Genomic DNA, 19,717 nt, shown 5'->3' with positions numbered 1-19,717 from the left:
GCCCTTCCCCTCTAGCTTCGCTTGGCTATCCGCCATTGCCGCCGATCACGGCGCGCACGGTGTTGTCGGGGCCGAAATCCTCGGCGCTGTCGACATAGAGCAGCGCGGAGAGCTTCGAGCGCGCGCGGTTGACGCGGCTCTTGATGGTGCCGACCGCGCAGCCGCAGATCGCTGCGGCATCCTCGTAGGAGAAGCCGGAGGCACCAACCAGGATCAACGCTTCGCGCTGGTCCTGCGGCAGCTTTTCGAGCGCCGCGCGGAATTCCTCGAACTCCAGATGCGCGGCCTGCGACGGCTGGCTCTTCAGCGTCTTGGCATAATTGCCCTCGGCATCCTCCACCTCGCGCCGCCGCTTCCGGTAGTCGGAGCGAAACAGGTTGCGCAGGATGGTGAACAACCACGCGGGCAGGTTCGAGCCGGGCTGGAACGAGTCGATATTGGCGATCGCGCGCAGCAGGGTCTCCTGCACCAGATCGTCGGCGCGGTCGCCATTGCCGGACAGCGAGATCGCGAACGCGCGCAGGCTCGGGACCGACGCCAGGATGTCGTCGCGAAGTTCATTGGTGAGAGGCATTAGTCCCCTCCATTGTTCTTGTCAGGATCGCCCCCGGCCACGGCCGCCGCGGCGGCCTCGGGTCCGTCGAGTTTGCGGATCAGCTCCGCAAAGCGGTCGGGCACCCCCTGCCGCACCACGTCGTCGTACATGGCGCGAAGCTGGTGGCCGATTCTCGATTGAATCTCGGCGTTGAGACCGCCCTGCTTCTTTACTTCCTTCATGATCTGATCCACGCTTCCCCGGGAGTTAAGTCTCTGATTTTCAAGTCGATTCCTCGAAAAAAGAGGCTGGCCGCGTTGCCTCGTCGGTCAGGAGCTAATGCAAAGTTGCGCAGAAAGTTCCGGAAGGCTGGAACTATTTCGTGGAACTTTTTCGGCGCTCACGCGTAGTCGGGCATGCAGGGGAACCGGGGTCGCCCCATATTGGTACGCCGCCCCAGAGTACGGGTTTCAGGCCGGTTGGCCTCACGAACAAGGATGGAGTGGGAATGTCCCGATCACAGATCGTTGCCGAACACCTTCCGCTGTTGCGCCGTTATGCGCGCGCGCTGACCGGAAACCAGGCGTCGGGGGACGCCTATGTCGGGGCCATGCTCGAGGCCCTGTTGCAGGACGGATCATTGCTGGACCAGAGCCACGGTCCGCGCGCCGGGCTGTTTCGGCTGTTCACCCAGATCTGGAATTCGGTGTCGGTGAACAACAACGACAATGAAGACGTGGCGACGCTCTCGCTGCCGCCGGAGCGCCGACTCTCCAACATCACGCCGCTGCCTCGGCAGGCCTTCCTGCTGTTGTCGCTGGAAGGCTTCTCGGAGGAGGAGGTCGGCTACATTCTCGGCACCGACGTTGCCGAGACGCGCAAGCTGACGGATGCCGCCGGCCGCGAGATGGCCGCCGAGATCGCCACCGATGTCCTGATCATCGAGGACGAGACTTTCATCGCCATGGACCTCGAGAGCCTGGTGAAGAATCTCGGCCACAACGTCATCGGCGTTGCGCGCACGCATTCCGATGCGGTGGCGCTCGCCAAGAACAAGAAGCCCGGCCTGATCCTCGCCGACATCCAGCTCGCCGACGGTTCGTCCGGTCTCGATGCGGTCAACGAGCTGCTGCGCACCTTCGAGGTGCCGGTGGTGTTCATCACGGCCTATCCCGAGCGCTTCCTGACCGGCGAGCGGCCGGAGCCGGCGTTCCTGATCTCGAAGCCGTTCCAGCCGGCGATGGTGTCGGCGGTAGCGAGCCAGGCGCTGTTCTTCCAGCGCAACTCGCGCAACCGCACGCCGCGCGCGGCGTCGGCATGAGCTGAGTTTACGCAAGAGGGCAAAATGCAAGCCGGCGTACCGAAAGGTACGCCGGTTTTTTCTTGGGGAAGGTTTCCCGAGCGTGGTGCGCGATGTCGAAGCTATTTGCTGACCACGCGGACCGGCATCGTGCTGAGCGCCCGCAGGCCGGAGCTGTCGCGGAAGGCAACCGGCCCCGCAATGTCGAACTGCTTCACGCGGCTGGCGAGCGCTGCGATCACGGCCTCCGCCTCCAGCCGCGCCACCATCTGCCCGACACAGCCGTGGATGCCGACACCGAAGCCCATGTGTCCGGACAGCCGCCGTCTGACGTCGAACTGGTCGGGATGCTCCCAGCGCGTCGCGTCGCGGTTGGCGGAGGCGAGCAGCAGCAGCACCTTTTCGTGCTTGCCGATCGCAACGCCTGCAATTTCGGTGTCGTGCGGCGTGGTGCGGAACACGAACGGCGCCGGTGAATCGAAGCGCAGCGTCTCGTCGAACGCCCCGCGCGACAGCGACGGGTCGGCTGCGAGCAATGCCCATTGCTCCGGATGGCGCGCGAGCGTGTACAGCGCCATGCCGATCGCGCTGATCGTGGTGTCGAGCCCGGCCGAGAGCAGCGAACGCACCAGCAGCGGCGCTTCCTCGGCGCTGATCTCGCCGGTGTCGGCCGCCTCGTAGACCTGCTCGCCAAAGCTGCCCGGCCGCAGCGCCTCGCGCTGACAGCGCGCCGCCACCCAGGGCAGCACCCGCGGCGCCTCTTTCATCAGGTTGCGGAAATAGTCGTTCTCGGGCCCGAAGCCGGCGAACACCATCGCGCCATAGGTCAGAAAGTTCTCGCGACCCTCCTGGTCGATGCCGAGCGCGTCGGGAAACACGCTGACCGGAAACACCTCGGCGATGTCCTTGATCGCATCGAACGATCCGCGTTCGACCAGCCCGTCGATCAGCCGCGTCGCCGTCGCCTTGAAATCATCCGCGAGCCGCCGCATCGCGCCCGGCGAGAGGATCCGCGCCAGCACCGCACGGGTTCGGGTGTGCAGCGGCGGATCGGCTTCCAGCACGATGCTCGGCGGCCGCCACGGCTTGTCCTTGAAGTGGTTCGCAAGTCCGGCGCCGCCGGCGTTGCTGAAATTGACATGGTCTCCGAAGATCGCCTTGACCTCGGCAAAGCGCGGCACGGTCCAGATGTCATATTTGGTCAGGCGGACGACCGGCGCCGCGGCGCGCAGTTCCGCATAGGCGCCGTAAGGATCGGCCCGCGTCGCCGGGCTGAACGGATCGAAATCGCTGCGGACAATTTCGCCGGCGAGGGGGCTCGCAAGGGCGCTCATTGCATCCTCCCGTCTTGTGATCAGTTAATTGACCATAGTCAATTAATTGGAGTAAGGCAAGAGGGAGCCTCGTTTCGATTCCATCGGAGCGGAAAAGGCCGTAGGAGACGGCAATGTCGATCGAGGAGCGATCCAGCAAGGGGCCGCGGCGCTTTCAGCGCAGGGCGCGTCAGGAGGCCGACAAGGAGGCGCTGAAGGCGTTGATCCTCGAGACCGCGCGCAAGGAGTTCGCCGCCGGTACGCTCGAGACCGTCTCGATCCAGAAGATCGCCGATGCGATCGGCTATTCGAAGGGCACCGTCCTCAAATATTATCCGACCAAGCTGCTGCTGCTGCTCGCGGTGAAGCAGCAGAATCTCGAAGCGGTTGCCGCGCGGCTCGAACGGGTCCGCGCGCAGACCGCCGACAGCGATTTGCGGCTGCGGCGGGTGATGGAAACCTATCTCGACTATTGGGCTGACAATCCCGATCACTTCCGTTCGCTGTTCTCGATGTCCGGCACGGTCGAGGACCGCCGCTTTCCCGACGGCGTCTATTTCGGCGAGACCGAGATCGCGCGCCGCAGCTACGAACTGTTCGTGGTGTCGGTGCGGGAATTCCTCGCGGCGCAAGGCGCCGAGCCGGCATCCGGCCTGCCGCCGCGGCTCGCGACCGCGCTGCTTGCGGCCGTGCACGGCGTGGTCGCGCTGACGCTCGGCACGCCGACCATGAAACTGCCCGACATGCGCGGCACCGGCCGTCTTCTGATCGCAAGCCTGATCGATGCCTGGACCAGCAAGCTTGCCGCCGCGCGGAAAAGCGAGGGCTGGCCGCGGGTCTCGATCGGCACCTTTGCCTGACGGAATGGTATCCGAAGGTCCACGCTGATGCGGCATGCGCGCTGCGATGTGGAATCGGCTAGCTCTGCCTGCTAAGCGCGGCCGATGGATAAGACGCAACGCGACCGAACGATCGGCTCTCTCTGCCTGGTGGTGACGGCTTTCGGCTGGGCCCTGAACTGGCCGCTGATGAAGCTGCTGCTGCAGCAATGGCCGCCGCTGTTCGCCCGCGGGCTGGCCGGCACCTGCGCGGCGGTGATTCTGGGCACGCTGGCGCTCGCCCGCGGCCAGTCGCTCGCGGTGCCGCGCGAGGCGGTCCCGCGGCTGTTGTTCGCCTCCTTCACCAATGTCTTCGCTTGGATGGGTTTTGGCACCATCGCAATGAAATTCGTCACGGTCGGCGAGGGCGCGCTGCTCGCCTACACGATGCCGATCTGGGCGATGCTGTTCGCCTGGCCGGTGCTGCACAGCCGCCCGACGCTGCGCGACCTGGCGGCGCTGGTGCTCGGCGTCGCGGGCGTCGCGCTCCTGCTCGGCGGCAACGGTTTTGCGTTCAGCGCCGACAAGCTTACCGGCATTGCGCTGGCGCTCGCCTGCGCCATCCTGTTCGCGCTCGGCAACGTGCTGAATCGCAAGCCGCTGCCGATGCCGCCGCTCGCGGTGGTCGCCTGGCAGGTCGGCATCGGCTGTCTCGTGATGCTGCTGCTCGGCGTTCTGTTCGAGCACCCGAACTATGCCGCCATCACGCCGTTCGGCCTCGGCTGCTTCGCCTACATGACGCTGATGCCGATGGGCATCTGCTATCTCACCTGGTTCGAGACGCTGCGCCGCCTGCCGCCGACGTCGGCGTCGACCGGCATGCTGCTGGTGCCTGTCATCGGCGTGATTTCGGCCGCGATCATCCTCGGCGAGCCGTTGGGCCTGCGTGAGATCGGCGCGATGGCGCTGACGCTCGGCGGCGTGACGCTGGCGCTGCAGCGGGCATGAGTTGCCGGTCGAGGGAACCGACGTTCACGCGACGCGTTCTCCTGAAAAGGGAGCTTGGCCATGCGCAAGGCGATCGCGCGGCTTGATGCGGAGCAGAAGGCGCAGCTGCTTTATCTCGCAGATCTCGGCACGGCGATGTTCACCTCGGCACTCGTGGTCTGCACGCTGAAAGCGATTGTCGACCTCTTCGTCGCCGGCTGAACCGCCGCAGCAGCGCCAACGCGCCGTCACTCCTCCTGCGGCGCGTCCCCTTGGGTGTGCCCATCCGGCCCCCGGTTAAACACCCCATACTCGCTCGACTTCACCCCGGCGCCTCCATCGACGCCGGTGCTGGCGAGACCGAGCTTGAGCAGCTCGCGGACCGCAGCGGCGCGAGTCGGCATCCGGTGCTTGAAGCGGAAATCGTCGAGGGCCGATAATTCTTCGGGAGAGAGCATGACTTGAAGACGTTCAGCGCGAAGCTCATTCATCGCAAATCGCCCAGAATTAGTTAGTTGAGCAATTTGCTAAACGAGCCAAGTCGCGGTGGGTTCCACAGCTTGAGACAAAAATGTCGATTGAGTAAGTTAATCAAACAAAATCAATGGCTTACGAGAAAAAATAAGGAACGATTCGGCTGCCTTCCCGTTGTCTAGCGGGAGTGATGCCATGACCAACCACGTCAAGCTGCCCCGCAAGTTGTCCGAGGAACCGGAAGCCCCGAGACCGCGGCGTCCGAGCCACGCACAGGTCATCGATCAACTGGACCGCTGGGCCAATAGTCCCGGTCTGCAACCGCCAAGGGTGAGTGATGCAGAAGACGATTCAGAAGCGGAAGAGGTCTGAACCCCATACGTTCGAGCAGCGCCTAGACGAGCACCGATTGCGGCTCGAGCGCCAGCTCGTGGAGTTGCCGCGCGGCGTCAAGCGCGAACAGATTGCCGCGCGCATTGAGCAGCTGCGCACCGCCGTCGAGCTGAACGCGATGCTGGCGATGAATGAGTGAGAACGGCCCCGGCGCGGCGGGATGGACCATCGGCTCCCGCCGCGTCGGACAGGCCGCTCAGCAACCGCGACAGACGGAATTCAGCTTTGCCTTTAGGCCAGGGTCGTCCCACGGCATGACAGCATTGAAAGTGATCGGCAGAACCAATTGGAAGTCCTGGCCCTTCGTGTCGACAGGGGGCGGTGGGTAGGGCTCAGCCCGTCTAACGATCGCCAATGCTTCGGCATCGAGCGCCGGGACGCGGCCATTCTCCACAAGCCAGCTCGTCACCAGCTTGCCGCCGCGATCAAGCGAGATGCCGACTTTGACGGTGTAGGCATCGTCCGGTATCCGAATTGATTGGCGCTTGGTGTCCGACATCCGTGCCAATCGGCGTTTGGCGTCCTCAACAGCGCCAGTCAAGCGAGCGTAGACCTGCCTTTTCCAGCTTTCGGGGAAGTCGCCCTCTACGAAGGAAGGGCCCATAGCTCCAAAATGGAATGGGACGGTCAGGACGGCCGAATCGTCCGGCACCTCCGCAGGCAGCGCGGCAAAGGGCTGAGCGCGTTCAACGATAGCCAATGCCTCTGCATCGATGGCCGGGATACCGCTGGCCTCGATGAGCCAGCTCGCCATGAGGTGACCTGCGCGATCGATCCTGAAGGCAACTTTGGCGGTGCCCTCCTGGCCGGGCGTCAATGCTGCCGGGTAGCGCCGAGCCTGGGTAAGACGAACACTGACGTCCCGCTTCCATGCCTCGACCGAACCAAGTTGCCGCGTCTCAGCGCCGTATTCCTCTGCGATTGTGGGAAGTGTGGCAATGACGAGCAAGGCAATGCAAACAGCGACGTGTCGTAACATCCAGGTGCTGATCCAACTTCACAATCTACCAAGGCACTCTATTCGCGCTTCGGTTGATTGCAAGGCGCGTAGCTCGCTATGCGGTGGAGATCCGTCAATGCCTGCCTGCGAAATCGGCTTGCCCGTATTCGCCACGCACCGTAGCATCCCTCTCGTTGATGGGGATGGAGTCCCCCGATAACCGCCGCAAGGCTGATGACTCCTACCGGGCGCGACAGCGTCGGTAGGAGCATGCGCCACCGCCGACCCACTGCGCCCCCGCGAACGAGAAGGGGCAGAGCAGACGGGTCTTCCTGGTTCACTCTCAATCGCATTGTCGCTGGTCGGGTCGATCTGGCTCGTCGGTGTCGTCGCCCTGTTGGTCGGCGCCCCGGGTGAGCTGGTCGCCGCGACCTTCATTGTTGGGCTTGTGACAGGCGTCGCCGAGTGGCGAACGGGAAGGGTGAGACATTGAACGTTCAATTGTTGGCGGCGGTCGCGATCGGCGGTTCGCTGGGATCGGTCGCGCGCTATCTGGTGGCGATCGGCGCGGGGCGCCTGGTCGGCACCGAATTTCCCTGGGGCACGCTGGTGATCAATATCGTGGGCTCGTTCCTGATCGGCGTCTTCGCGGAGTCCTTCGCACTGAGCTGGAACGTCAGCCAGGCGGTGCGGGTGTTTCTTACCGTCGGCATCTGCGGCGGCTTCACCACCTTCTCGACCTTTTCGCTCGATGCGATCGTGCTGATGCAGCGGGGCGAGCTATGGCCGGCCGCTGCCTACATCGCGGCCTCCGTTGCGCTCTCGATCCTCGCGCTGTTCGGCGGCCTGCTGCTGGTGCGGGCGTTCGCGGCTTAGCCGAAGGCGGTGGGCGGCCGTGGGGGTTCGTCGTCCGGACTGCACGGGCGCCGTTCCAAAAAAGTGAAGGGCTGGAGGTATCGCCTGCCGCCGGAATCCTTGGCGCGCCCGGGGTCAGCCGGTAGAATGGAACCCGGATCGAGGTCAGGGACCAAGGGAGAGATTGGGGAATGAAGCATGTCGACGTCGCGGTGATTGCTGCCACGCTGTGGCTGCTGGCGTCGATGGTGCTGGACATCCTGACGCCGAAGTCGATCACCGCGCTGATGATCGCCGCCGCGCTCGCGCCGCCGTTCCTGATCGGGTTCGGCATCCATTTCGCACGCGAATATTTCAAGTCGAAGCGGCGCAGCTACCAGCCGCCGCCGCGGTTGGACGAACACTTCGAGAACTAGAGCGTTTTCAAGCGAAGTGGGCACCGGTTCGCGTCAAGAAAACGCGTCAAAGCTGGAAATCTAGCGGAGCAGGGCTGCGAGAAGTGCCGCGCCTGCTGCATTGAACTGCGCACATGGCTTGCTAAGGTTGCGCCATGACCGAGCATCTCCCCGATACGATCAGCCGCCTCTACACCGACCCCGGCGAATATGTCGACAGCGACCATCCTGCCGTCGAGGCGTTCGCCCGCGCCGCCGTCCCACCCGGCGCCGGCGCGCGCGACATCGCGAGCCGGCTCTACACCGCGGTGCGCGACGGCATCCGCTACAACCCCTATGTCAGCATGCGTTCGCCGGAGAGCTATCGGGCCTCCAGCGTGCTCGCCGCCGGCAATGGCTATTGCGTCGGCAAGGCGGCGCTCTATGCCGCGGCCTGCCGGGTCCAGGGCATCCCGGCCCGGGTCGGCTTTGCCGATGTCCGCAACCACCTCACCACCGAGAAGCTGCGCCAGAGCATGGGTTCGGACCTGTTCACCTGGCACGGCTTCACCGAAGTGTTCGTCGACGGCGCCTGGCGCAAGGCGACCCCGACCTTCAACGACACGCTGTGTGCCAAGCTCGGCGTCAAGCCGCTCGATTTCGACGGTCATTCGGATGCGCTGCTGCATCCGTTCGACGGCGCGGGGCGCGCCTACATGCAGTATGTCAACGACCACGGCACCTATCACGACGTCCCCGCCAAATTCCTGATGCGCGAGATGGCGCGCGAATACGCCAACATGCAGGGCGAGGACATGTCCGGCCGCGACATAGAGCGCGAGGCGGCGGAGCAATAGCGGGCGGCGTGCTGCGGCAAGCGGCGCGCTGACGGAAGCCGTTTCGGGTGAGCGTGCGCCGGCTGAGGGGGCGGTGTCATGGATGCGGAGCTGCCGAAAGGTCAGGTCGGCCGCCCGGCCACAGGCTGGGAGGACGCGGTCGCGCTGACCGGCTTCATCCTGGTCGCGGTCGGGCAGGCCTCCAACCAGGTGTTGGCACGCGGCCTTGCCGGCTCGGTGCCGCCATTCTCGCTGGCCTTCTTCCGCTGGAGCATCATCGCAATTGGGCTTGCGCCGTTCGCGATCGCGGCGATCAGGGACGGCAAGATCCCGCTGGTGCAGAATTTCTGGCCGATCCTCGCCGCGGGCTTCCTCGGCATGTTCCTGTGCGGCGGGCCGGTCTACATCGCGGGCATCACGACGACCGCGATCCATATCGCACTGATCTTCGCGCTGTCGCCGATCATGGTGCTGCTGATCTCGGCCGCGCTCGGCATCGAGCATATCGGTCCGCTGCAATGGCTCGGCACGGCGCTGGCCCTCGCCGGCGCGCTGTTGATCGTCTCGGGCGGCCATCTGGAAAACCTGACGCAATCGAGCGCGGCATGGGGCGATCTGCTGGTGGTGTGCGCGATGCTCGGCTGGTCCGGCTACACGCTGGTGCAATCGCGCGTCGCGCCAGGCGCTTCGCTGCTGGCGCGGGTCAGCCTGTTCTCGGTGGCCGGCGCGCTGTGCTCGCTGCCGCCGGCGCTCCAGGAAATGTGGTCGACACCGGCTGCGGTGTTCAACGCCCGGGCTTTCGAGGCCTATGTGTTCGCCGGCCTTGTGCCGGGCCTGATCGCCTATGCCGGCTTCGCCTGGCTCGGCGCAAGGTTCGGTTCGGTGCGGACGTCGCTCGTGCTCTATGTCGCGCCGATCGCGAGCGCGCTGCTGTCCTGGATCATCCTTGGGGAGCCGCCGAAATTGATCCACCTGGTTGGCGGCTTGCTGATCCTCGGCGGCGTCTGGGCGAGCCTGCGCAAATAGATCCAGCTCCTTCTTGGGGGAACCTTTTCCGGCCTCGTGCGTTGAATCCAGCGTTGATTCAAGAACTTAGTTGGAGGTCGTATGAATCTTACTCCCCAGCAGCGCAAGGTTCGTAACGAGCAGCGCCAGCAAGACGCGTCGCAGGCGATGAAGGAGCACCTCGCCCACGAGAAGGCGTTCTACGACAACTTCCGCCGCCTCAAGGCCGAGCGGCAGGCGCGTGAAGCCGCGGAATCGCGGAAGCGATCCGCCGCAAAATAGCGCCCGGGAGCCACTCCCCCATCGTCCGGATTGCCCGGATCCAACAGACCGAGAAGGAGCCCAAGCGAGTTCGCCCGAATGACGCAATGAAATCTCCAGGCTTATGGAGGACCTCAGATGTATTTTGCCGATAAGAAAACGGTCACTTGCAAATGCGGCGAGCCCTTGAGTGAATTGATGCTCGTCGACGACCAGACAACCGGAATCAAGTTTCATGTCGGTCGTTGCCTGTCATGCCGTGAAGTGACGGTCGTTCGATCCCACGACATGCCACCAAACGACAGTGCCTGAAACATACGGTCCTTTCGCTTGGCGGAAGGACCAGTCCTCTGTGCGTGGCTTCCAATGCGTGAGGTGAGTGACAGGCTGGCTGACGCATCCCTTGCGCACGGCCAAAAAAGAGCAGGGCGCGACCGGCATCACCACGGTCGCGCCCTACGTCGCCGGTCAATGGGGCAGGGGGAATAACCGGCTCTTCCAATGACTCGCAGACCCCCGGACTCGTTCCGCGCGAATCAAAATTTTTTCGTACACGGTTAAGTGATGGCTGGACGCGAGAACCCCACAGGTTTCGCTCGCGTTGTGTCCGTGATCGCCAACGGGAATTTCCATGGGGCGAGGGACATCACCATGTCAAAGATTCAACAGGGAATTTTCGCTGCGTTGGCGGCTGGACTGACGCTGGGCGCGGTGCAGCTCGCATCCGGTCACGATCTCATTGGCGGGCAGCAGGTCACCACCCAATTGGCGCCGGAGAGCGCGGTCAATCGCGCCGCCAAGACCGATCGTGCGGCGGTTCCGATGACCGGCCTGCCGAGCCGGACGGTGGCGCTGAAGGTCGATCGGCTTCCCGATACGTCGGTCCTGGTCCGCGTTCCCGTGGCGCGGGAAGAGGCCCGCAATCACCCCGCAGCGCCCGCCCGGGCGCGGCCTGGCGATACCCGCAAGGTGGCTTGCGAGCCCGTGGTCAGCGTCCTGACCGAAGTGGCCAAGCTGCTGCAGCCCGGCCGCTGCGTGACCTGAGAAGGGCGCGCTGCGATCTCAACAAGTAACGCTGTCATCGCCCGGCCTGTGCGCAATTGCGCACATGGACCGGCCGATCCAGTACGCCGCGGCCCAACGGCTCAATCACAATCGTCTCTGGAATACTGGATCGCCCGGTCGAGCCGGGCGATGACGACGGTTGGGCGGTGCTGGCTTCGCGTCCCGAGGGAGAACGCTATTCCTCTTCTTCCGCCTCGTCGCTGCCGGCAGCACTGCGGCTTGCCATCAGGCCGAGCGCGAGGCCGCCGACCGCCAGGATCGGGATCAGCCGCTTCACGCCGATGGCGCGCACGATCTGCAGGCCGGTGGCGATCAACGCGGGGTCGGCGAACATTGTCGCCGCGGCGGATTTCGCGGCCTTTGCCGCCTTCTCGGCGCGCCTCTGCATCTCGCGCTTGCGCGCCATGTAAACGGCAATGGCGATCAGCGTGACGACCAGGAACACCGCGGCGCCGGACAGGCACGCCTCCACCGGACCATAGTGCTGCAGCACATAGACAAAGGCGGCCGCGCACAGGAAGGCGATGGTGATGAATAGCGCCACAGCGGCGGCGGCCGCAAGCGATGTCAGCCGCAGCGCGCTGCCGGTGGATTGCTTGACGTCATCGATCAGCCGCTGAAGCATTGACCAGCCTTGTCCTGAAAAGCCCTGCCTTGAGCCTTGCCTTGAAGAGCGCATCGACAAACGAGGCGGCGGCGCGCCAGCGCTGCCATCGCGTCCAGAGCGGTGGTTTGCGCATCACCTAGCGCCGCCAAGTGAGGCCGATCAAAAAGCCGAGGCCGAGCGCAAGGCCGACGGTCGCCAGCGGCCGCTGCGTGATCACCTCTTCCAGCGATTCCTCGATCGAGGATGCCGCATCCTGCGCCGCGCCCATCATCGCGCTGCCGCGCTCCGACATGTCGTCGAGCGTCGATTCGGCGTTGGCGCGCGCATCCTTGTAGTGGCGGCGGGCCTGCTTGCCTGCGTTGTTGGCAAACGAGTTGAGCGCGTCGGTGATCTGTTCGGTGAGGGCTGCGATATCGTTCTTCACGGCAGTGACATCCTTTTCGAGGCGTTCGTAGGTCGCTTTGTCGGTCATGTTCTTGGTCCCAAATGCGCTGTCCGTGCTCGACATCGAAAGCTCCCGGAGAACTGTGCGTCTGGAGAAAAACGCTCCGCATCGCGCAAGGTTCCAGATGCGAAACCGGGCTTTGTTGTTCGACGCGTTTTCTTCACGCGAACCGGTGCCCACTTCGCTTGAAAACGCTTTGCTAGCCCTCGGGCAGTTGCGGCGAATTGTCCGGCATCAAATGCTCTTTCACGATCAACGCCACGATCAGCAGCGGCGACGACAGGAAGGCGCCCATCGGGCCCCACAGCCAGGTCCAGAACGCGAGTGCGAGAAAGACCGCGAGCGCATTCAGCGACAGCCGGCGGCCGACGATCGTCGGCGTCACGAAATGCCCTTCCATGAAGGTCACGACGGCAAAACACGCCGGTGCGATCAGTCCCGCGCCGATGGTCGGCGACGAGACGATGCCGACCGCAACCAGTACCACGAACATCGCGACCGGGCCGATGATCGGAATGAAATTCAGTGTCGCGGCGAGTGCGCCGAGCCCCGCCGCGTTCGGCGTGCCGGTCGCCGCGCAGATTGCACCGGTGACGATGCCGACGCCGGCATTGATCATGGTGACCGTCAGCAGATAATTGCCGAGATGGGTCTCGAGCTCGTTGAGGATCCGCAGCGCGCGCAGCCGCCCCGCGCGGTCGCTGAAGGTCATCACCAGCCCGCGGCGCAGATCCTTCCAGCTCGCGATGAACAGGATCAGGGTGGCGATGAACAGCAGGAATTCGGCGAAGGTCGGCGACACGAATTCCAGCGTCGGCTGCACCCATTCGAATTTCGGCAGCTGGAGGTTGGCGAGCGTATCGGGGGCGCCCACCATGCTCTGCAATTCCTGCCACAGCGCCAGCGGCCGGTCGAACACATGCAGCTTCTGCCTCAGGATCGCGCCGAGCTCGGGCAGCCGCGAGCTCCAATCCATGACCGGCGAGGCGATCAGTCCGACCATGAAGCTGACCGCGGCGCCGACCGCGATCACGATCAGCACCGCGCCGAGCGCGCGCGGAATCCGGTAGCGCTCGAGCAGGTTCGCCGCCGGCGACAGCATGGTGCCGACGATGAAGGCCATGGTGATCGGAAGGAAGACGGCGCGCGCCAGATAGAGCACCGCCACCACGATGATCACCAGCAGCGCGACCAGCGCGAAGGCGACGACCTCGGCGCGGCTGATCACCGGCGGCGTTTCGGCTTTGCTGTCGGGGAGGGGCGTGCCTTCGGGCGCGTTGCCAAGCATACGTTCACCCGGAAAGGCGCGCACCAGACTCCTCCCGAATGGGGACAAATGAATTTCGCGTCAAATTGCGCACGACAACGACGTTGCCCCGGCAAAGGTTCCATCGCGCGCTCGTGAGAGATGGCGGGTTGACAATCGCGACTTCGCGACGATTCGCAGCGGAACTGTCTGATGGTCACGCGCGTTAGTTGGGCATCGCATCACCATGATGCGCATCCCGTCCAGGGGCAGCACATGACACAGCAGTCTTTCTCCAGCCGCCGGCTTGCGTCGCGCGCCGCGCGCACCCTTGCCTTCACCAGCATCCTGTTCGCAACGTCATTCATTGTCGCCACTTCGGCCAGCGCTCAAGTGCGCTCGTCTGCGCTGGGCTATGCGTCGACCCAGCCGGGTGCTTTCCCCTCCGACGAGGTGATGAACGATGCTTCGTCCGCGGCCGCCGAGGACGGCGCGCTGCCGGAGCGGCTGCGTCGCACCACCGTCGCGCTCAACACGTCAGAAGCGCCCGGCACCGTCATCATCGATACCGGCAACACCGCGCTCTATTACGTGCTCGGCGGCGGCCGGGCGATCCGCTACGGCGTCGGCGTCGGCCGCGAAGGATTCACCTGGGCGGGTACCCAGACCATCAGCCGCAAGGCCGAGTGGCCGGACTGGCATCCGCCGGCCGAGATGATCAAGCGCCAGCCCTATCTGCCGCGCTTCATGGCGGGCGGCCCGGGCAATCCGCTCGGAGCGCGGGCGATGTATCTCGGCTCCAGCGAGTACCGCATTCACGGCACCAACGATCCGTCGACGATCGGCAAATTCGTGTCGTCGGGCTGCATCCGCCTGACCAATGAAGACGTTGCCGACCTGTTCAGCCGGGTCGATGTCGGGACCAAGGTGGTGGTGTTGCCGAAGAACGCGCCTCATCTTGCCGCACGCGAGCTCGGCCCGAGCACGACGCAGATCTCGGTCCGGCCGGCGCCGATGCAGCCGCGCCCCGCGGTAATGACGCTGCCGTCCGGCCGTCAGGCGATGAACATCCCGGCGACTTCCTCGTTGTACTGAGGCGTGCTGTAGCGAGGGTCGGCGATGGTGAAGCGATATTCCAGGTGGTTGGCGTTCGGGACGGCGGCATTGCTCGGCCTGTCCCTCGCGCCGGCTGCACAGGCCCAGGATTTCTTCTCGCAACTGTTCGGCGGCTTCATGCAGGGCCGTCCGCCGGTGATCCGGATGCCGTTCGATGACGGCCCGGCGTCTGTGCCGCGGGCCGAACGCCGCGCCCGCTATGACGGCGGCCAGGTTTATTGCGTGCGCACCTGCGACGGCCGCTACTTCCCGCTGGCGGCGACCGGCAACCAGAGCAAGGCGGAGAGCTGCAACAGCTTCTGCCCGGCGAGCGCGACCGAAGTGGTCTATGGCGGCAACATCGACAACGCCGCGACCGACGACGGCAAGCCGTACTCCGAGCTGCCGAACGCCTTCCGCTATCGCGACGAGATCGTTTCGGGCTGCACCTGCAACGGCAAGGACCCTGTCGGGCTCGCTGCGGTGAAGATCGAGGACGATCCGACCTTGCGCAAGGGCGACATCGTCGCCGGCAAGGATGGGTTGATGTCGGTCGGCCGGGCGGACCGGCGCGGCGCATCGCTCAACTTCACGCCGGCGCCGGATCGCATCCGCGCCAAGTATCAGCGCGCGCCGGTGCTGGCGCGCGAATAGCGCCGCTCACGCAAGGCAGGCCACTTTCGGTTCCGTCCTCTGGAACCGGCTTTGCTTTCGCACGTTAGCACCGGGCGAACAGCACATTCACCGATGCCATCAGGGGGCCCCGCATGCTCGTCGGCGTACTCGTTACCTTCCTTGTCGTTATTCTGGTTCTTTATCTCATCAACATGCTGCCACTCGACGGCCGCGCCAAGCAGATCGCGCGCGCAGTCGTCATCATCATCGGCATCGTCTCGCTGCTGAAATATTTGGCGGTGTTCTAGCTTCGTCATTGCGGGCGAAGCAATGGATTGCTTCGTCGCTTCGCTCCTCGCAATGACATGGATGCAGCAATGCATCGTCAATAAAGAGCCCCGGCTCATGGCCGGGGCCTTTGCTTGTAGTCCACCCTGTCATCGCCCGGCCTGTGCGCAATTGCGCACATGGACCGGGCGATCCAGTACGCCGCGGCTCCTCGGTTCAAGCACTGCGGTCTCTGAAATACTGGATCACCCGCCTGCGCGGGTGATGACACTGAGCGAGCTGAGCGATCACCCCGCCACTTTGAGAGCGGTGTGAGGCTATATCCTCGCTCACGGCTGTCATCGCCCGGCTTGACCGGGCGATCCAGTACGCCGCGGCCCCTCGATTCAAGCACTGCGGTCTCTGGAATACTGGATCACCCGCTTTCGCGGGTGATGACACCGAGCAAGCCGAGGGGTATCGGTGGGATTTCGGAATAATAGAAAAATACAGCTGATTTGCCCGACGAGTCAAGTTGCCGTACCGGCCGGCGGCCGGCCACTGTGCATGGGGTTGTTTTCGATATTTTGGCAGTGTGCCCTGCGACGGCCGGCTATCGGCGCCAACAAAAAAGCCCCGGCTCATCGCCGGGGCTTTTGCTTTTCGTCTGGAACGCGGATCAACCCGCGGCCTTGGCCTCGCGGCGGCGCGCGGTGAGGATGTATTCGGTGTAGCCGTTCGGCTGGGTGCGTCCTTCGAACACGAGGTCGCAGGCCGCCTTGAAGGCGACGCCGTCGAACGCCGGCGCCATCGGCTTGTAGAGGGCATCGCCGGCGTTCTGCTTGTCGACGACGACGGCCATGCGCTTCAGCGATTCCATCACCTGATCCCTGGTGATGACGCCCTGATGCAGCCAGTTCGCCAGATGCTGGCTCGAGATGCGGAGCGTGGCGCGGTCTTCCATCAGGCCGACATCGTGAATGTCGGGCACCTTGGAGCAGCCGACGCCCTGGTCGATCCAGCGCACGACGTAGCCCAGGATGCCCTGGCAGTTGTTGTCGATCTCCTGCTTCACATCGTCCGGCGCCCAGTTCGACTGCGACACCGGAATGGTGAGGATGTCGGAGAGCTTTGCGCGCGGCCCGCCCTTGGTGAGCTCCTGCTGGCGGGCGCTCACGTTGACCTGATGGTAGTGCAGGGCGTGCAGCGTGGCCGCGGTCGGCGACGGCACCCAGGCGGTGGTGGCGCCGGCCTGCGGATGGCCGATCTTCTGCGTCAGCATGTCGGCCATCTTGTCGGGCGCCGCCCACATGCCCTTGCCGATCTGGGCATGGCCGGGCAGGCCGTCGATCAGGCCGTTGTCGACGTTCCAGTCCTCATAGGCCTTGATCCACGGCTGCGCCTTCATGTCGTTCTTGCGGATCATCGGGCCCGCTTCCATCGAGGTGTGGATCTCGTCGCCGGTGCGGTCGAGGAAGCCGGTGTTGATGAACATGATGCGCTTGGAGGCGCGCTGGATGCAGGCCTTGAGATTGACCGTGGTGCGGCGCTCCTCATCCATGATGCCGACCTTCAGCGTGTTCTCCGGCAGGCCCAGCATCTTCTCGACCTCGGCGAACAGGTCGCAGGTCAGCGTCACCTCGTCGGGGCCGTGCATCTTCGGCTTGACGATGTAGGCCGAGCCGGTGCGGCTGTTCTTGACCTTGGAATTGCCCTTGATGTCGTGGATCGCGAGCAGGCCGGCGACCGCGGCGTCCAGCAGGCCTTCCGGGATTTCCTCGCCCTTGGCGTCGAGCACTGCGTCGGTGAACATGTGGTGGCCGACATTGCGCATCAGCAGCAGGCTGCGGCCGTGCAGCTTCAGCTCGCTGCCGTCAGGCTTCTTGTAGACGCGGTCGGCATTGAGCGAACGCGTCAGCGTCTTGCCGCCCTTGTCGAAATCGGCCGACAGCGTGCCGTTCATCAGGCCGAGCGTGTTGCGATAGACCAGCACCTTGTCCTCGGCATCGACGGCGGCAACCGAGTCTTCCATGTCGAGAATGGTCGAGACCGCCGATTCCAGGATCATGTCGGCGACGCCGGCCGGATCGTCCTTGCCGATGACGTTGCTGCGGTCGATCTTGACCTCGACATGCATGCCGTTGTTGACGAGCAGGATCGCGGTGGGCTGGGCGGGCTCGCCCAGATATCCGGCGAACTGGGCGGCATTCTTCAGCGCGGTCGAATTGCCGCTCTTCAGCTTGACCGAGAGCTGGCCTGCGATCACGGCGTAGGAGGTCACGTCGGTATGGCTTCCGGTCGCGAGCGGCACGGCGGCGTCGAGGAACGCCTTCGCCTTCGCGATCACCTTGTCGCCGCGGGCCTTGTTGTAGCCCTTGCCGCTCTCGCTCGGATCATGCGGGATCGCGTCGGTGCCGTAGAAGGCGTCGTACAGCGAACCCCAGCGCGCGTTGGCGGCGTTCAGCGCGTAGCGGGCGTTGGTCAGCGGCACCACGAGCTGCGGGCCGCAGATCTTGCCGATTTCCTCGTCGACATTCGCGGTCTCGACCTTGTGGGTCGCGGGCTCGGGCAGCAGGTAGCCGATGTCCTTGAGGAACGCGGTGTAGGCGTTGATGTCGAACGCCTTGCCCTTGTGGGCGCGATGCCAGTCGTCGATCTTGGCCTGCAGCGCGTCGCGGACCGCGAGCAGCTCGCGGTTCTTCGGGCCGAGCTTCTGGATGATGGCGGCGAGTCCTGCCCAGAACGCGTCAGGCGCGATCCCGGTTTTCGGCGTCGCCTCTTTGGCGATGAAATCGAACAGGACAGGGGCGATCTTCAATCCATGGGCATCGACACGAGTCATGATGGGCTTTCTCAAAGAAATGGGGCGTTTAGGGGCTGTTTTCGAAAGAAATCAGCAAAAAACGCGCCAAAGGGCGGCGTTCACGGCTCTTTTAGCCCTAAAGCCACGGTTCTGAGAAGGCCCCCTTTGCCCGGCGCTGCACGCGGTCACGGCGCCCTGGTCCGTACCTTGGTGGCGATCAGCAATGCGGCGAGCAACAAGGGTATTGCGCCCGCCACGAACACGGCGGCAGCGCCCATCAAATCGAGCACCAGCCCGCCGCCGGCCGCGCCCATGGTGATGCCGAGGAAGATCGAGGCCACCGTGAGGCCAGTGCCGCTTTCGGTCTCATCGGGCACCATGCGGGTGATCCACGTCGTCGTCGCCACCGGTACGCCGCTGAAGGCGAACCCCCAGAGTGCGACCAGCGCCAGCGCGGGAATGACGTCCTTGCCGTAGACCGAGAGCAGCAGACCGAGCACGCTGATCGCCAGCGGCATCGCGATCAGCGTGAGCTTGAGATTGCGCTCGGCCATCAACCCGCTGGCGAAGGAGCCGACATAATTGGCAACTCCGAAGGCAAGCAACGTTGCCGCGACGCCGGCCGCGCCGAGCCCGGTCACGCTTTCAAGGAAGGGACGGATATAGCCGAAATAACCGAAGTGTCCGGTGAACACCAAGGTTGCCGCGAAGATGCCGGCGCCGATCCCCGGCCGGGTCAGGATGTCGATCAGGGTGTCGAGCCCGGCTTCTCCCTTCGGGGCCAGACGCGGCAGAGCCAGCGCCTGGACGACGAACACCGCCGCGCCCAATGCCGTGGCGAGCAGGAACACGATGCGCCAGCTCGCCACCTCGCCGAGATAGCTGCCGAGCGGAACGGCGATGATCATCGCAGCGGGAATGCCGCTCATCACGATCGACAACGCCCGTGCAACCAGCGACGGCGGCACCAGCCTGATCGTGGTCGCTGCCGCCATCGCCCAAAAGCCGCCGATGGCGAGGCCGAGCACGATCCGCGCGGCGAGGAGGAACGTGATGCTAGGTGCCAGCGCCACCAGCAGATTGGAGATGACCAGCAGAATCGAGAAACTGAGCAGCACCGGCTTTCGGTTGAAGCCGCGCGTCAGTCGCGGCGTGAACAACGCTCCGACCAGTCCGGCCAATGAGGTCGCCGTCACCGCCTGACCGGCGAGGCCCGGACTTACTCCGAGGTCCCTCGCCATCGGCGTCAACAGCCCGGACGGCAGGAACTCCGCCGTCAGAAGTGCGGTTACGCCCAGCATCATGGCGACGACGGCGCCCCAGGCGGGTTTTTCCGATGCGGCCGGCTTGTCACCAGCCTTGAGAGCGACTTCGCCCGGCATCAGCGCAACGACATCGGCGTGCGCCAGAGCGGGGTCCACTTCTTGATCCATTGCCCGAAACTTCCATCTTATGTTGCAGCGCCGCAGACATAAGTTGGACG

At 64.6% G+C, this 19,717-nt stretch carries 25 protein-coding genes and 1 riboswitch; of the genes, 15 read left to right on the top strand and 10 right to left on the bottom strand.

Translation table 11 applies throughout. From position 1 onward, the window contains the following. Window positions 1–25: 25 nt before the first annotated feature. Complete coding sequence (locus tag ACE103_RS38685; RefSeq protein ID WP_016847265.1) at window positions 26–574, bottom strand: sigma-70 family RNA polymerase sigma factor; 549 nt, start codon at window positions 572–574, stop codon at window positions 26–28. Further along, complete coding sequence (locus ACE103_RS38680; RefSeq protein WP_021076337.1) at window positions 574–777, bottom strand: NepR family anti-sigma factor; 204 nt, start codon at window positions 775–777, stop codon at window positions 574–576. Before ACE103_RS38680 ends, ACE103_RS38685 begins: the two co-directional genes overlap by 1 nt. Window positions 778–1,043: 266 nt before the next feature. Between ACE103_RS38680 and ACE103_RS38675 the strand changes: the two genes are divergently transcribed. Continuing rightward, entirely contained in the window at window positions 1,044–1,856 is an 813-nt protein-coding gene (locus tag ACE103_RS38675; protein WP_223966576.1) for a response regulator, read from the top strand. A gap of 101 nt (window positions 1,857–1,957) precedes the next feature. Here the strand turns inward: ACE103_RS38675 and ACE103_RS38670 are convergent, their stop codons facing one another. Then, a complete protein-coding gene (locus ACE103_RS38670) occupies window positions 1,958–3,169 on the bottom strand; it encodes a cytochrome P450 (protein ID WP_375777258.1) in 1,212 nt (403 codons plus the stop codon). Window positions 3,170–3,282: 113 nt separating this feature from the next. On the opposite strand from ACE103_RS38670, the gene ACE103_RS38665 reads away from it, so the two are divergent. The 3 genes from ACE103_RS38665 to ACE103_RS38655 all read left to right on the top strand — a co-directional run bounded on the left by ACE103_RS38665 (window position 3,283) and on the right by ACE103_RS38655 (window position 5,175). Next, window positions 3,283–4,008: a TetR/AcrR family transcriptional regulator gene (locus ACE103_RS38665; RefSeq protein ID WP_375777257.1), complete on the top strand. Its 726-nt coding sequence runs from the start codon at window positions 3,283–3,285 to the stop codon at window positions 4,006–4,008. A gap of 84 nt (window positions 4,009–4,092) precedes the next feature. Beyond that, a complete protein-coding gene (locus ACE103_RS38660) occupies window positions 4,093–4,974 on the top strand; it encodes a DMT family transporter (RefSeq protein WP_223966582.1) in 882 nt (293 codons plus the stop codon). A 60-nt stretch (window positions 4,975–5,034) separates the two neighbouring features. Next, window positions 5,035–5,175, top strand: coding sequence for a hypothetical protein (locus ACE103_RS38655; protein WP_223966584.1), 141 nt, complete (start codon window positions 5,035–5,037; stop codon window positions 5,173–5,175). Window positions 5,176–5,201: 26 nt separating this feature from the next. Here the strand turns inward: ACE103_RS38655 and ACE103_RS38650 are convergent, their stop codons facing one another. Then, window positions 5,202–5,444: a hypothetical protein gene (locus ACE103_RS38650; protein WP_223966586.1), complete on the bottom strand. Its 243-nt coding sequence runs from the start codon at window positions 5,442–5,444 to the stop codon at window positions 5,202–5,204. A 320-nt stretch (window positions 5,445–5,764) separates the two neighbouring features. On the opposite strand from ACE103_RS38650, the gene ACE103_RS38645 reads away from it, so the two are divergent. Then, a complete protein-coding gene (locus ACE103_RS38645; RefSeq protein ID WP_223966588.1) occupies window positions 5,765–5,959 on the top strand; it encodes a hypothetical protein in 195 nt (64 codons plus the stop codon). 57 nt (window positions 5,960–6,016) lie between these two features. On the opposite strand, the gene ACE103_RS38640 is transcribed toward ACE103_RS38645, so the two are convergent. After that, entirely contained in the window at window positions 6,017–6,799 is a 783-nt protein-coding gene (locus ACE103_RS38640) for an energy transducer TonB (protein ID WP_223966590.1), read from the bottom strand. A 151-nt stretch (window positions 6,800–6,950) separates the two neighbouring features. Continuing rightward, a riboswitch (Fluoride riboswitch) is annotated at window positions 6,951–7,011 on the top strand. A 238-nt stretch (window positions 7,012–7,249) separates the two neighbouring features. Between ACE103_RS38640 and crcB the strand changes: the two genes are divergently transcribed. The 7 genes from crcB to ACE103_RS38605 all read left to right on the top strand — a co-directional run bounded on the left by crcB (window position 7,250) and on the right by ACE103_RS38605 (window position 11,135). After that, complete coding sequence (gene crcB, locus ACE103_RS38635; RefSeq protein WP_223966592.1) at window positions 7,250–7,636, top strand: fluoride efflux transporter CrcB; 387 nt, start codon at window positions 7,250–7,252, stop codon at window positions 7,634–7,636. A 170-nt stretch (window positions 7,637–7,806) separates the two neighbouring features. Further along, the gene (locus ACE103_RS38630; RefSeq protein ID WP_375777256.1) at window positions 7,807–8,031 is read left to right on the top strand and encodes a hypothetical protein; all 225 of its coding nucleotides are present in this window, start codon (window positions 7,807–7,809) and stop codon (window positions 8,029–8,031) included. Window positions 8,032–8,165: 134 nt separating this feature from the next. After that, window positions 8,166–8,846, top strand: a complete 681-nt coding sequence (locus ACE103_RS38625) for a transglutaminase family protein (RefSeq protein ID WP_375777255.1) — start codon at window positions 8,166–8,168, stop codon at window positions 8,844–8,846. Between the two features lie 78 nt (window positions 8,847–8,924). Then, window positions 8,925–9,851, top strand: coding sequence for a DMT family transporter (locus ACE103_RS38620; protein ID WP_223966598.1), 927 nt, complete (start codon window positions 8,925–8,927; stop codon window positions 9,849–9,851). 81 nt (window positions 9,852–9,932) lie between these two features. Further along, on the top strand, window positions 9,933–10,112 hold the full coding sequence (locus tag ACE103_RS38615; protein ID WP_375777254.1) for a hypothetical protein: 180 nt from the start codon (window positions 9,933–9,935) through the stop codon (window positions 10,110–10,112). A gap of 117 nt (window positions 10,113–10,229) precedes the next feature. Beyond that, window positions 10,230–10,403, top strand: a complete 174-nt coding sequence (locus ACE103_RS38610) for a hypothetical protein (protein ID WP_375777253.1) — start codon at window positions 10,230–10,232, stop codon at window positions 10,401–10,403. A gap of 339 nt (window positions 10,404–10,742) precedes the next feature. Next, window positions 10,743–11,135: a hypothetical protein gene (locus tag ACE103_RS38605; protein ID WP_375777252.1), complete on the top strand. Its 393-nt coding sequence runs from the start codon at window positions 10,743–10,745 to the stop codon at window positions 11,133–11,135. Window positions 11,136–11,331: 196 nt separating this feature from the next. Here ACE103_RS38605 and ACE103_RS38600 read toward each other — a convergent pair whose 3' ends face one another. From ACE103_RS38600 to ACE103_RS38590, 3 genes are all read right to left on the bottom strand, one after another. Then, the gene (locus tag ACE103_RS38600) at window positions 11,332–11,781 is read right to left on the bottom strand and encodes a hypothetical protein (RefSeq protein WP_375777251.1); all 450 of its coding nucleotides are present in this window, start codon (window positions 11,779–11,781) and stop codon (window positions 11,332–11,334) included. Between the two features lie 118 nt (window positions 11,782–11,899). Next, window positions 11,900–12,271, bottom strand: a complete 372-nt coding sequence (locus ACE103_RS38595) for a YqjD family protein (protein ID WP_375777250.1) — start codon at window positions 12,269–12,271, stop codon at window positions 11,900–11,902. A gap of 136 nt (window positions 12,272–12,407) precedes the next feature. Continuing rightward, window positions 12,408–13,520, bottom strand: coding sequence for an AI-2E family transporter (locus ACE103_RS38590; RefSeq protein WP_375777249.1), 1,113 nt, complete (start codon window positions 13,518–13,520; stop codon window positions 12,408–12,410). 210 nt (window positions 13,521–13,730) lie between these two features. On the opposite strand from ACE103_RS38590, the gene ACE103_RS38585 reads away from it, so the two are divergent. From ACE103_RS38585 to ACE103_RS38575, 3 genes are all read left to right on the top strand, one after another. Further along, window positions 13,731–14,549 carry a L,D-transpeptidase gene (locus tag ACE103_RS38585; RefSeq protein WP_375777248.1) on the top strand — a complete coding sequence of 273 codons (819 nt, stop codon included), beginning with the start codon at window positions 13,731–13,733 and terminating at the stop codon, window positions 14,547–14,549. A gap of 24 nt (window positions 14,550–14,573) precedes the next feature. Beyond that, window positions 14,574–15,203, top strand: coding sequence for a DUF2865 domain-containing protein (locus ACE103_RS38580; protein WP_375777247.1), 630 nt, complete (start codon window positions 14,574–14,576; stop codon window positions 15,201–15,203). Between the two features lie 113 nt (window positions 15,204–15,316). Then, the gene (locus tag ACE103_RS38575; RefSeq protein WP_016842974.1) at window positions 15,317–15,472 is read left to right on the top strand and encodes a Thivi_2564 family membrane protein; all 156 of its coding nucleotides are present in this window, start codon (window positions 15,317–15,319) and stop codon (window positions 15,470–15,472) included. A gap of 638 nt (window positions 15,473–16,110) precedes the next feature. Here ACE103_RS38575 and ACE103_RS38570 read toward each other — a convergent pair. Both ACE103_RS38570 and ACE103_RS38565 read right to left on the bottom strand, forming a co-directional pair. Continuing rightward, the gene (locus ACE103_RS38570) at window positions 16,111–18,273 is read right to left on the bottom strand and encodes a malate synthase G (protein WP_375777246.1); all 2,163 of its coding nucleotides are present in this window, start codon (window positions 18,271–18,273) and stop codon (window positions 16,111–16,113) included. A gap of 146 nt (window positions 18,274–18,419) precedes the next feature. Then, window positions 18,420–19,667 carry an MFS transporter gene (locus tag ACE103_RS38565; RefSeq protein WP_375777245.1) on the bottom strand — a complete coding sequence of 416 codons (1,248 nt, stop codon included), beginning with the start codon at window positions 19,665–19,667 and terminating at the stop codon, window positions 18,420–18,422. Window positions 19,668–19,717: the final 50 nt, after the last annotated feature.

Source organism: Bradyrhizobium sp. ma5 (assembly GCF_042258955.1).
Classification (GTDB): domain Bacteria; phylum Pseudomonadota; class Alphaproteobacteria; order Rhizobiales; family Xanthobacteraceae; genus Bradyrhizobium.
Note: the sequence above shows the minus strand (reverse complement) of the source record. Positions and strands in the feature narration are given on the sequence as shown.

What these genes read in the sequence shown, in the direction of transcription:
- ACE103_RS38685 (WP_016847265.1), bottom strand. Translation starts at nt 574, where the DNA reads ATGCCTCTCACCAATGAACTTCGCGACGACATCCTGGCGTCGGTCCCG.
- ACE103_RS38680 (WP_021076337.1), bottom strand. Translation starts at nt 777, where the DNA reads ATGAAGGAAGTAAAGAAGCAGGGCGGTCTCAACGCCGAGATTCAATCG.
- ACE103_RS38675 (WP_223966576.1), top strand. Translation starts at nt 1,044, where the DNA reads ATGTCCCGATCACAGATCGTTGCCGAACACCTTCCGCTGTTGCGCCGT.
- ACE103_RS38670 (WP_375777258.1), bottom strand. Translation starts at nt 3,169, where the DNA reads ATGAGCGCCCTTGCGAGCCCCCTCGCCGGCGAAATTGTCCGCAGCGAT.
- ACE103_RS38665 (WP_375777257.1), top strand. Translation starts at nt 3,283, where the DNA reads ATGTCGATCGAGGAGCGATCCAGCAAGGGGCCGCGGCGCTTTCAGCGC.
- ACE103_RS38660 (WP_223966582.1), top strand. Translation starts at nt 4,093, where the DNA reads ATGGATAAGACGCAACGCGACCGAACGATCGGCTCTCTCTGCCTGGTG.
- ACE103_RS38655 (WP_223966584.1), top strand. Translation starts at nt 5,035, where the DNA reads ATGCGCAAGGCGATCGCGCGGCTTGATGCGGAGCAGAAGGCGCAGCTG.
- ACE103_RS38650 (WP_223966586.1), bottom strand. Translation starts at nt 5,444, where the DNA reads ATGAATGAGCTTCGCGCTGAACGTCTTCAAGTCATGCTCTCTCCCGAA.
- ACE103_RS38645 (WP_223966588.1), top strand. Translation starts at nt 5,765, where the DNA reads ATGCAGAAGACGATTCAGAAGCGGAAGAGGTCTGAACCCCATACGTTC.
- ACE103_RS38640 (WP_223966590.1), bottom strand. Translation starts at nt 6,799, where the DNA reads ATGTTACGACACGTCGCTGTTTGCATTGCCTTGCTCGTCATTGCCACA.
- ACE103_RS38630 (WP_375777256.1), top strand. Translation starts at nt 7,807, where the DNA reads ATGAAGCATGTCGACGTCGCGGTGATTGCTGCCACGCTGTGGCTGCTG.
- ACE103_RS38625 (WP_375777255.1), top strand. Translation starts at nt 8,166, where the DNA reads ATGACCGAGCATCTCCCCGATACGATCAGCCGCCTCTACACCGACCCC.
- ACE103_RS38620 (WP_223966598.1), top strand. Translation starts at nt 8,925, where the DNA reads ATGGATGCGGAGCTGCCGAAAGGTCAGGTCGGCCGCCCGGCCACAGGC.
- ACE103_RS38615 (WP_375777254.1), top strand. Translation starts at nt 9,933, where the DNA reads ATGAATCTTACTCCCCAGCAGCGCAAGGTTCGTAACGAGCAGCGCCAG.
- ACE103_RS38610 (WP_375777253.1), top strand. Translation starts at nt 10,230, where the DNA reads ATGTATTTTGCCGATAAGAAAACGGTCACTTGCAAATGCGGCGAGCCC.
- ACE103_RS38605 (WP_375777252.1), top strand. Translation starts at nt 10,743, where the DNA reads ATGTCAAAGATTCAACAGGGAATTTTCGCTGCGTTGGCGGCTGGACTG.
- ACE103_RS38600 (WP_375777251.1), bottom strand. Translation starts at nt 11,781, where the DNA reads ATGCTTCAGCGGCTGATCGATGACGTCAAGCAATCCACCGGCAGCGCG.
- ACE103_RS38595 (WP_375777250.1), bottom strand. Translation starts at nt 12,271, where the DNA reads ATGTCGAGCACGGACAGCGCATTTGGGACCAAGAACATGACCGACAAA.
- ACE103_RS38585 (WP_375777248.1), top strand. Translation starts at nt 13,731, where the DNA reads ATGACACAGCAGTCTTTCTCCAGCCGCCGGCTTGCGTCGCGCGCCGCG.
- ACE103_RS38580 (WP_375777247.1), top strand. Translation starts at nt 14,574, where the DNA reads ATGGTGAAGCGATATTCCAGGTGGTTGGCGTTCGGGACGGCGGCATTG.
- ACE103_RS38575 (WP_016842974.1), top strand. Translation starts at nt 15,317, where the DNA reads ATGCTCGTCGGCGTACTCGTTACCTTCCTTGTCGTTATTCTGGTTCTT.
- ACE103_RS38570 (WP_375777246.1), bottom strand. Translation starts at nt 18,273, where the DNA reads ATGACTCGTGTCGATGCCCATGGATTGAAGATCGCCCCTGTCCTGTTC.
- ACE103_RS38565 (WP_375777245.1), bottom strand. Translation starts at nt 19,667, where the DNA reads ATGGATCAAGAAGTGGACCCCGCTCTGGCGCACGCCGATGTCGTTGCG.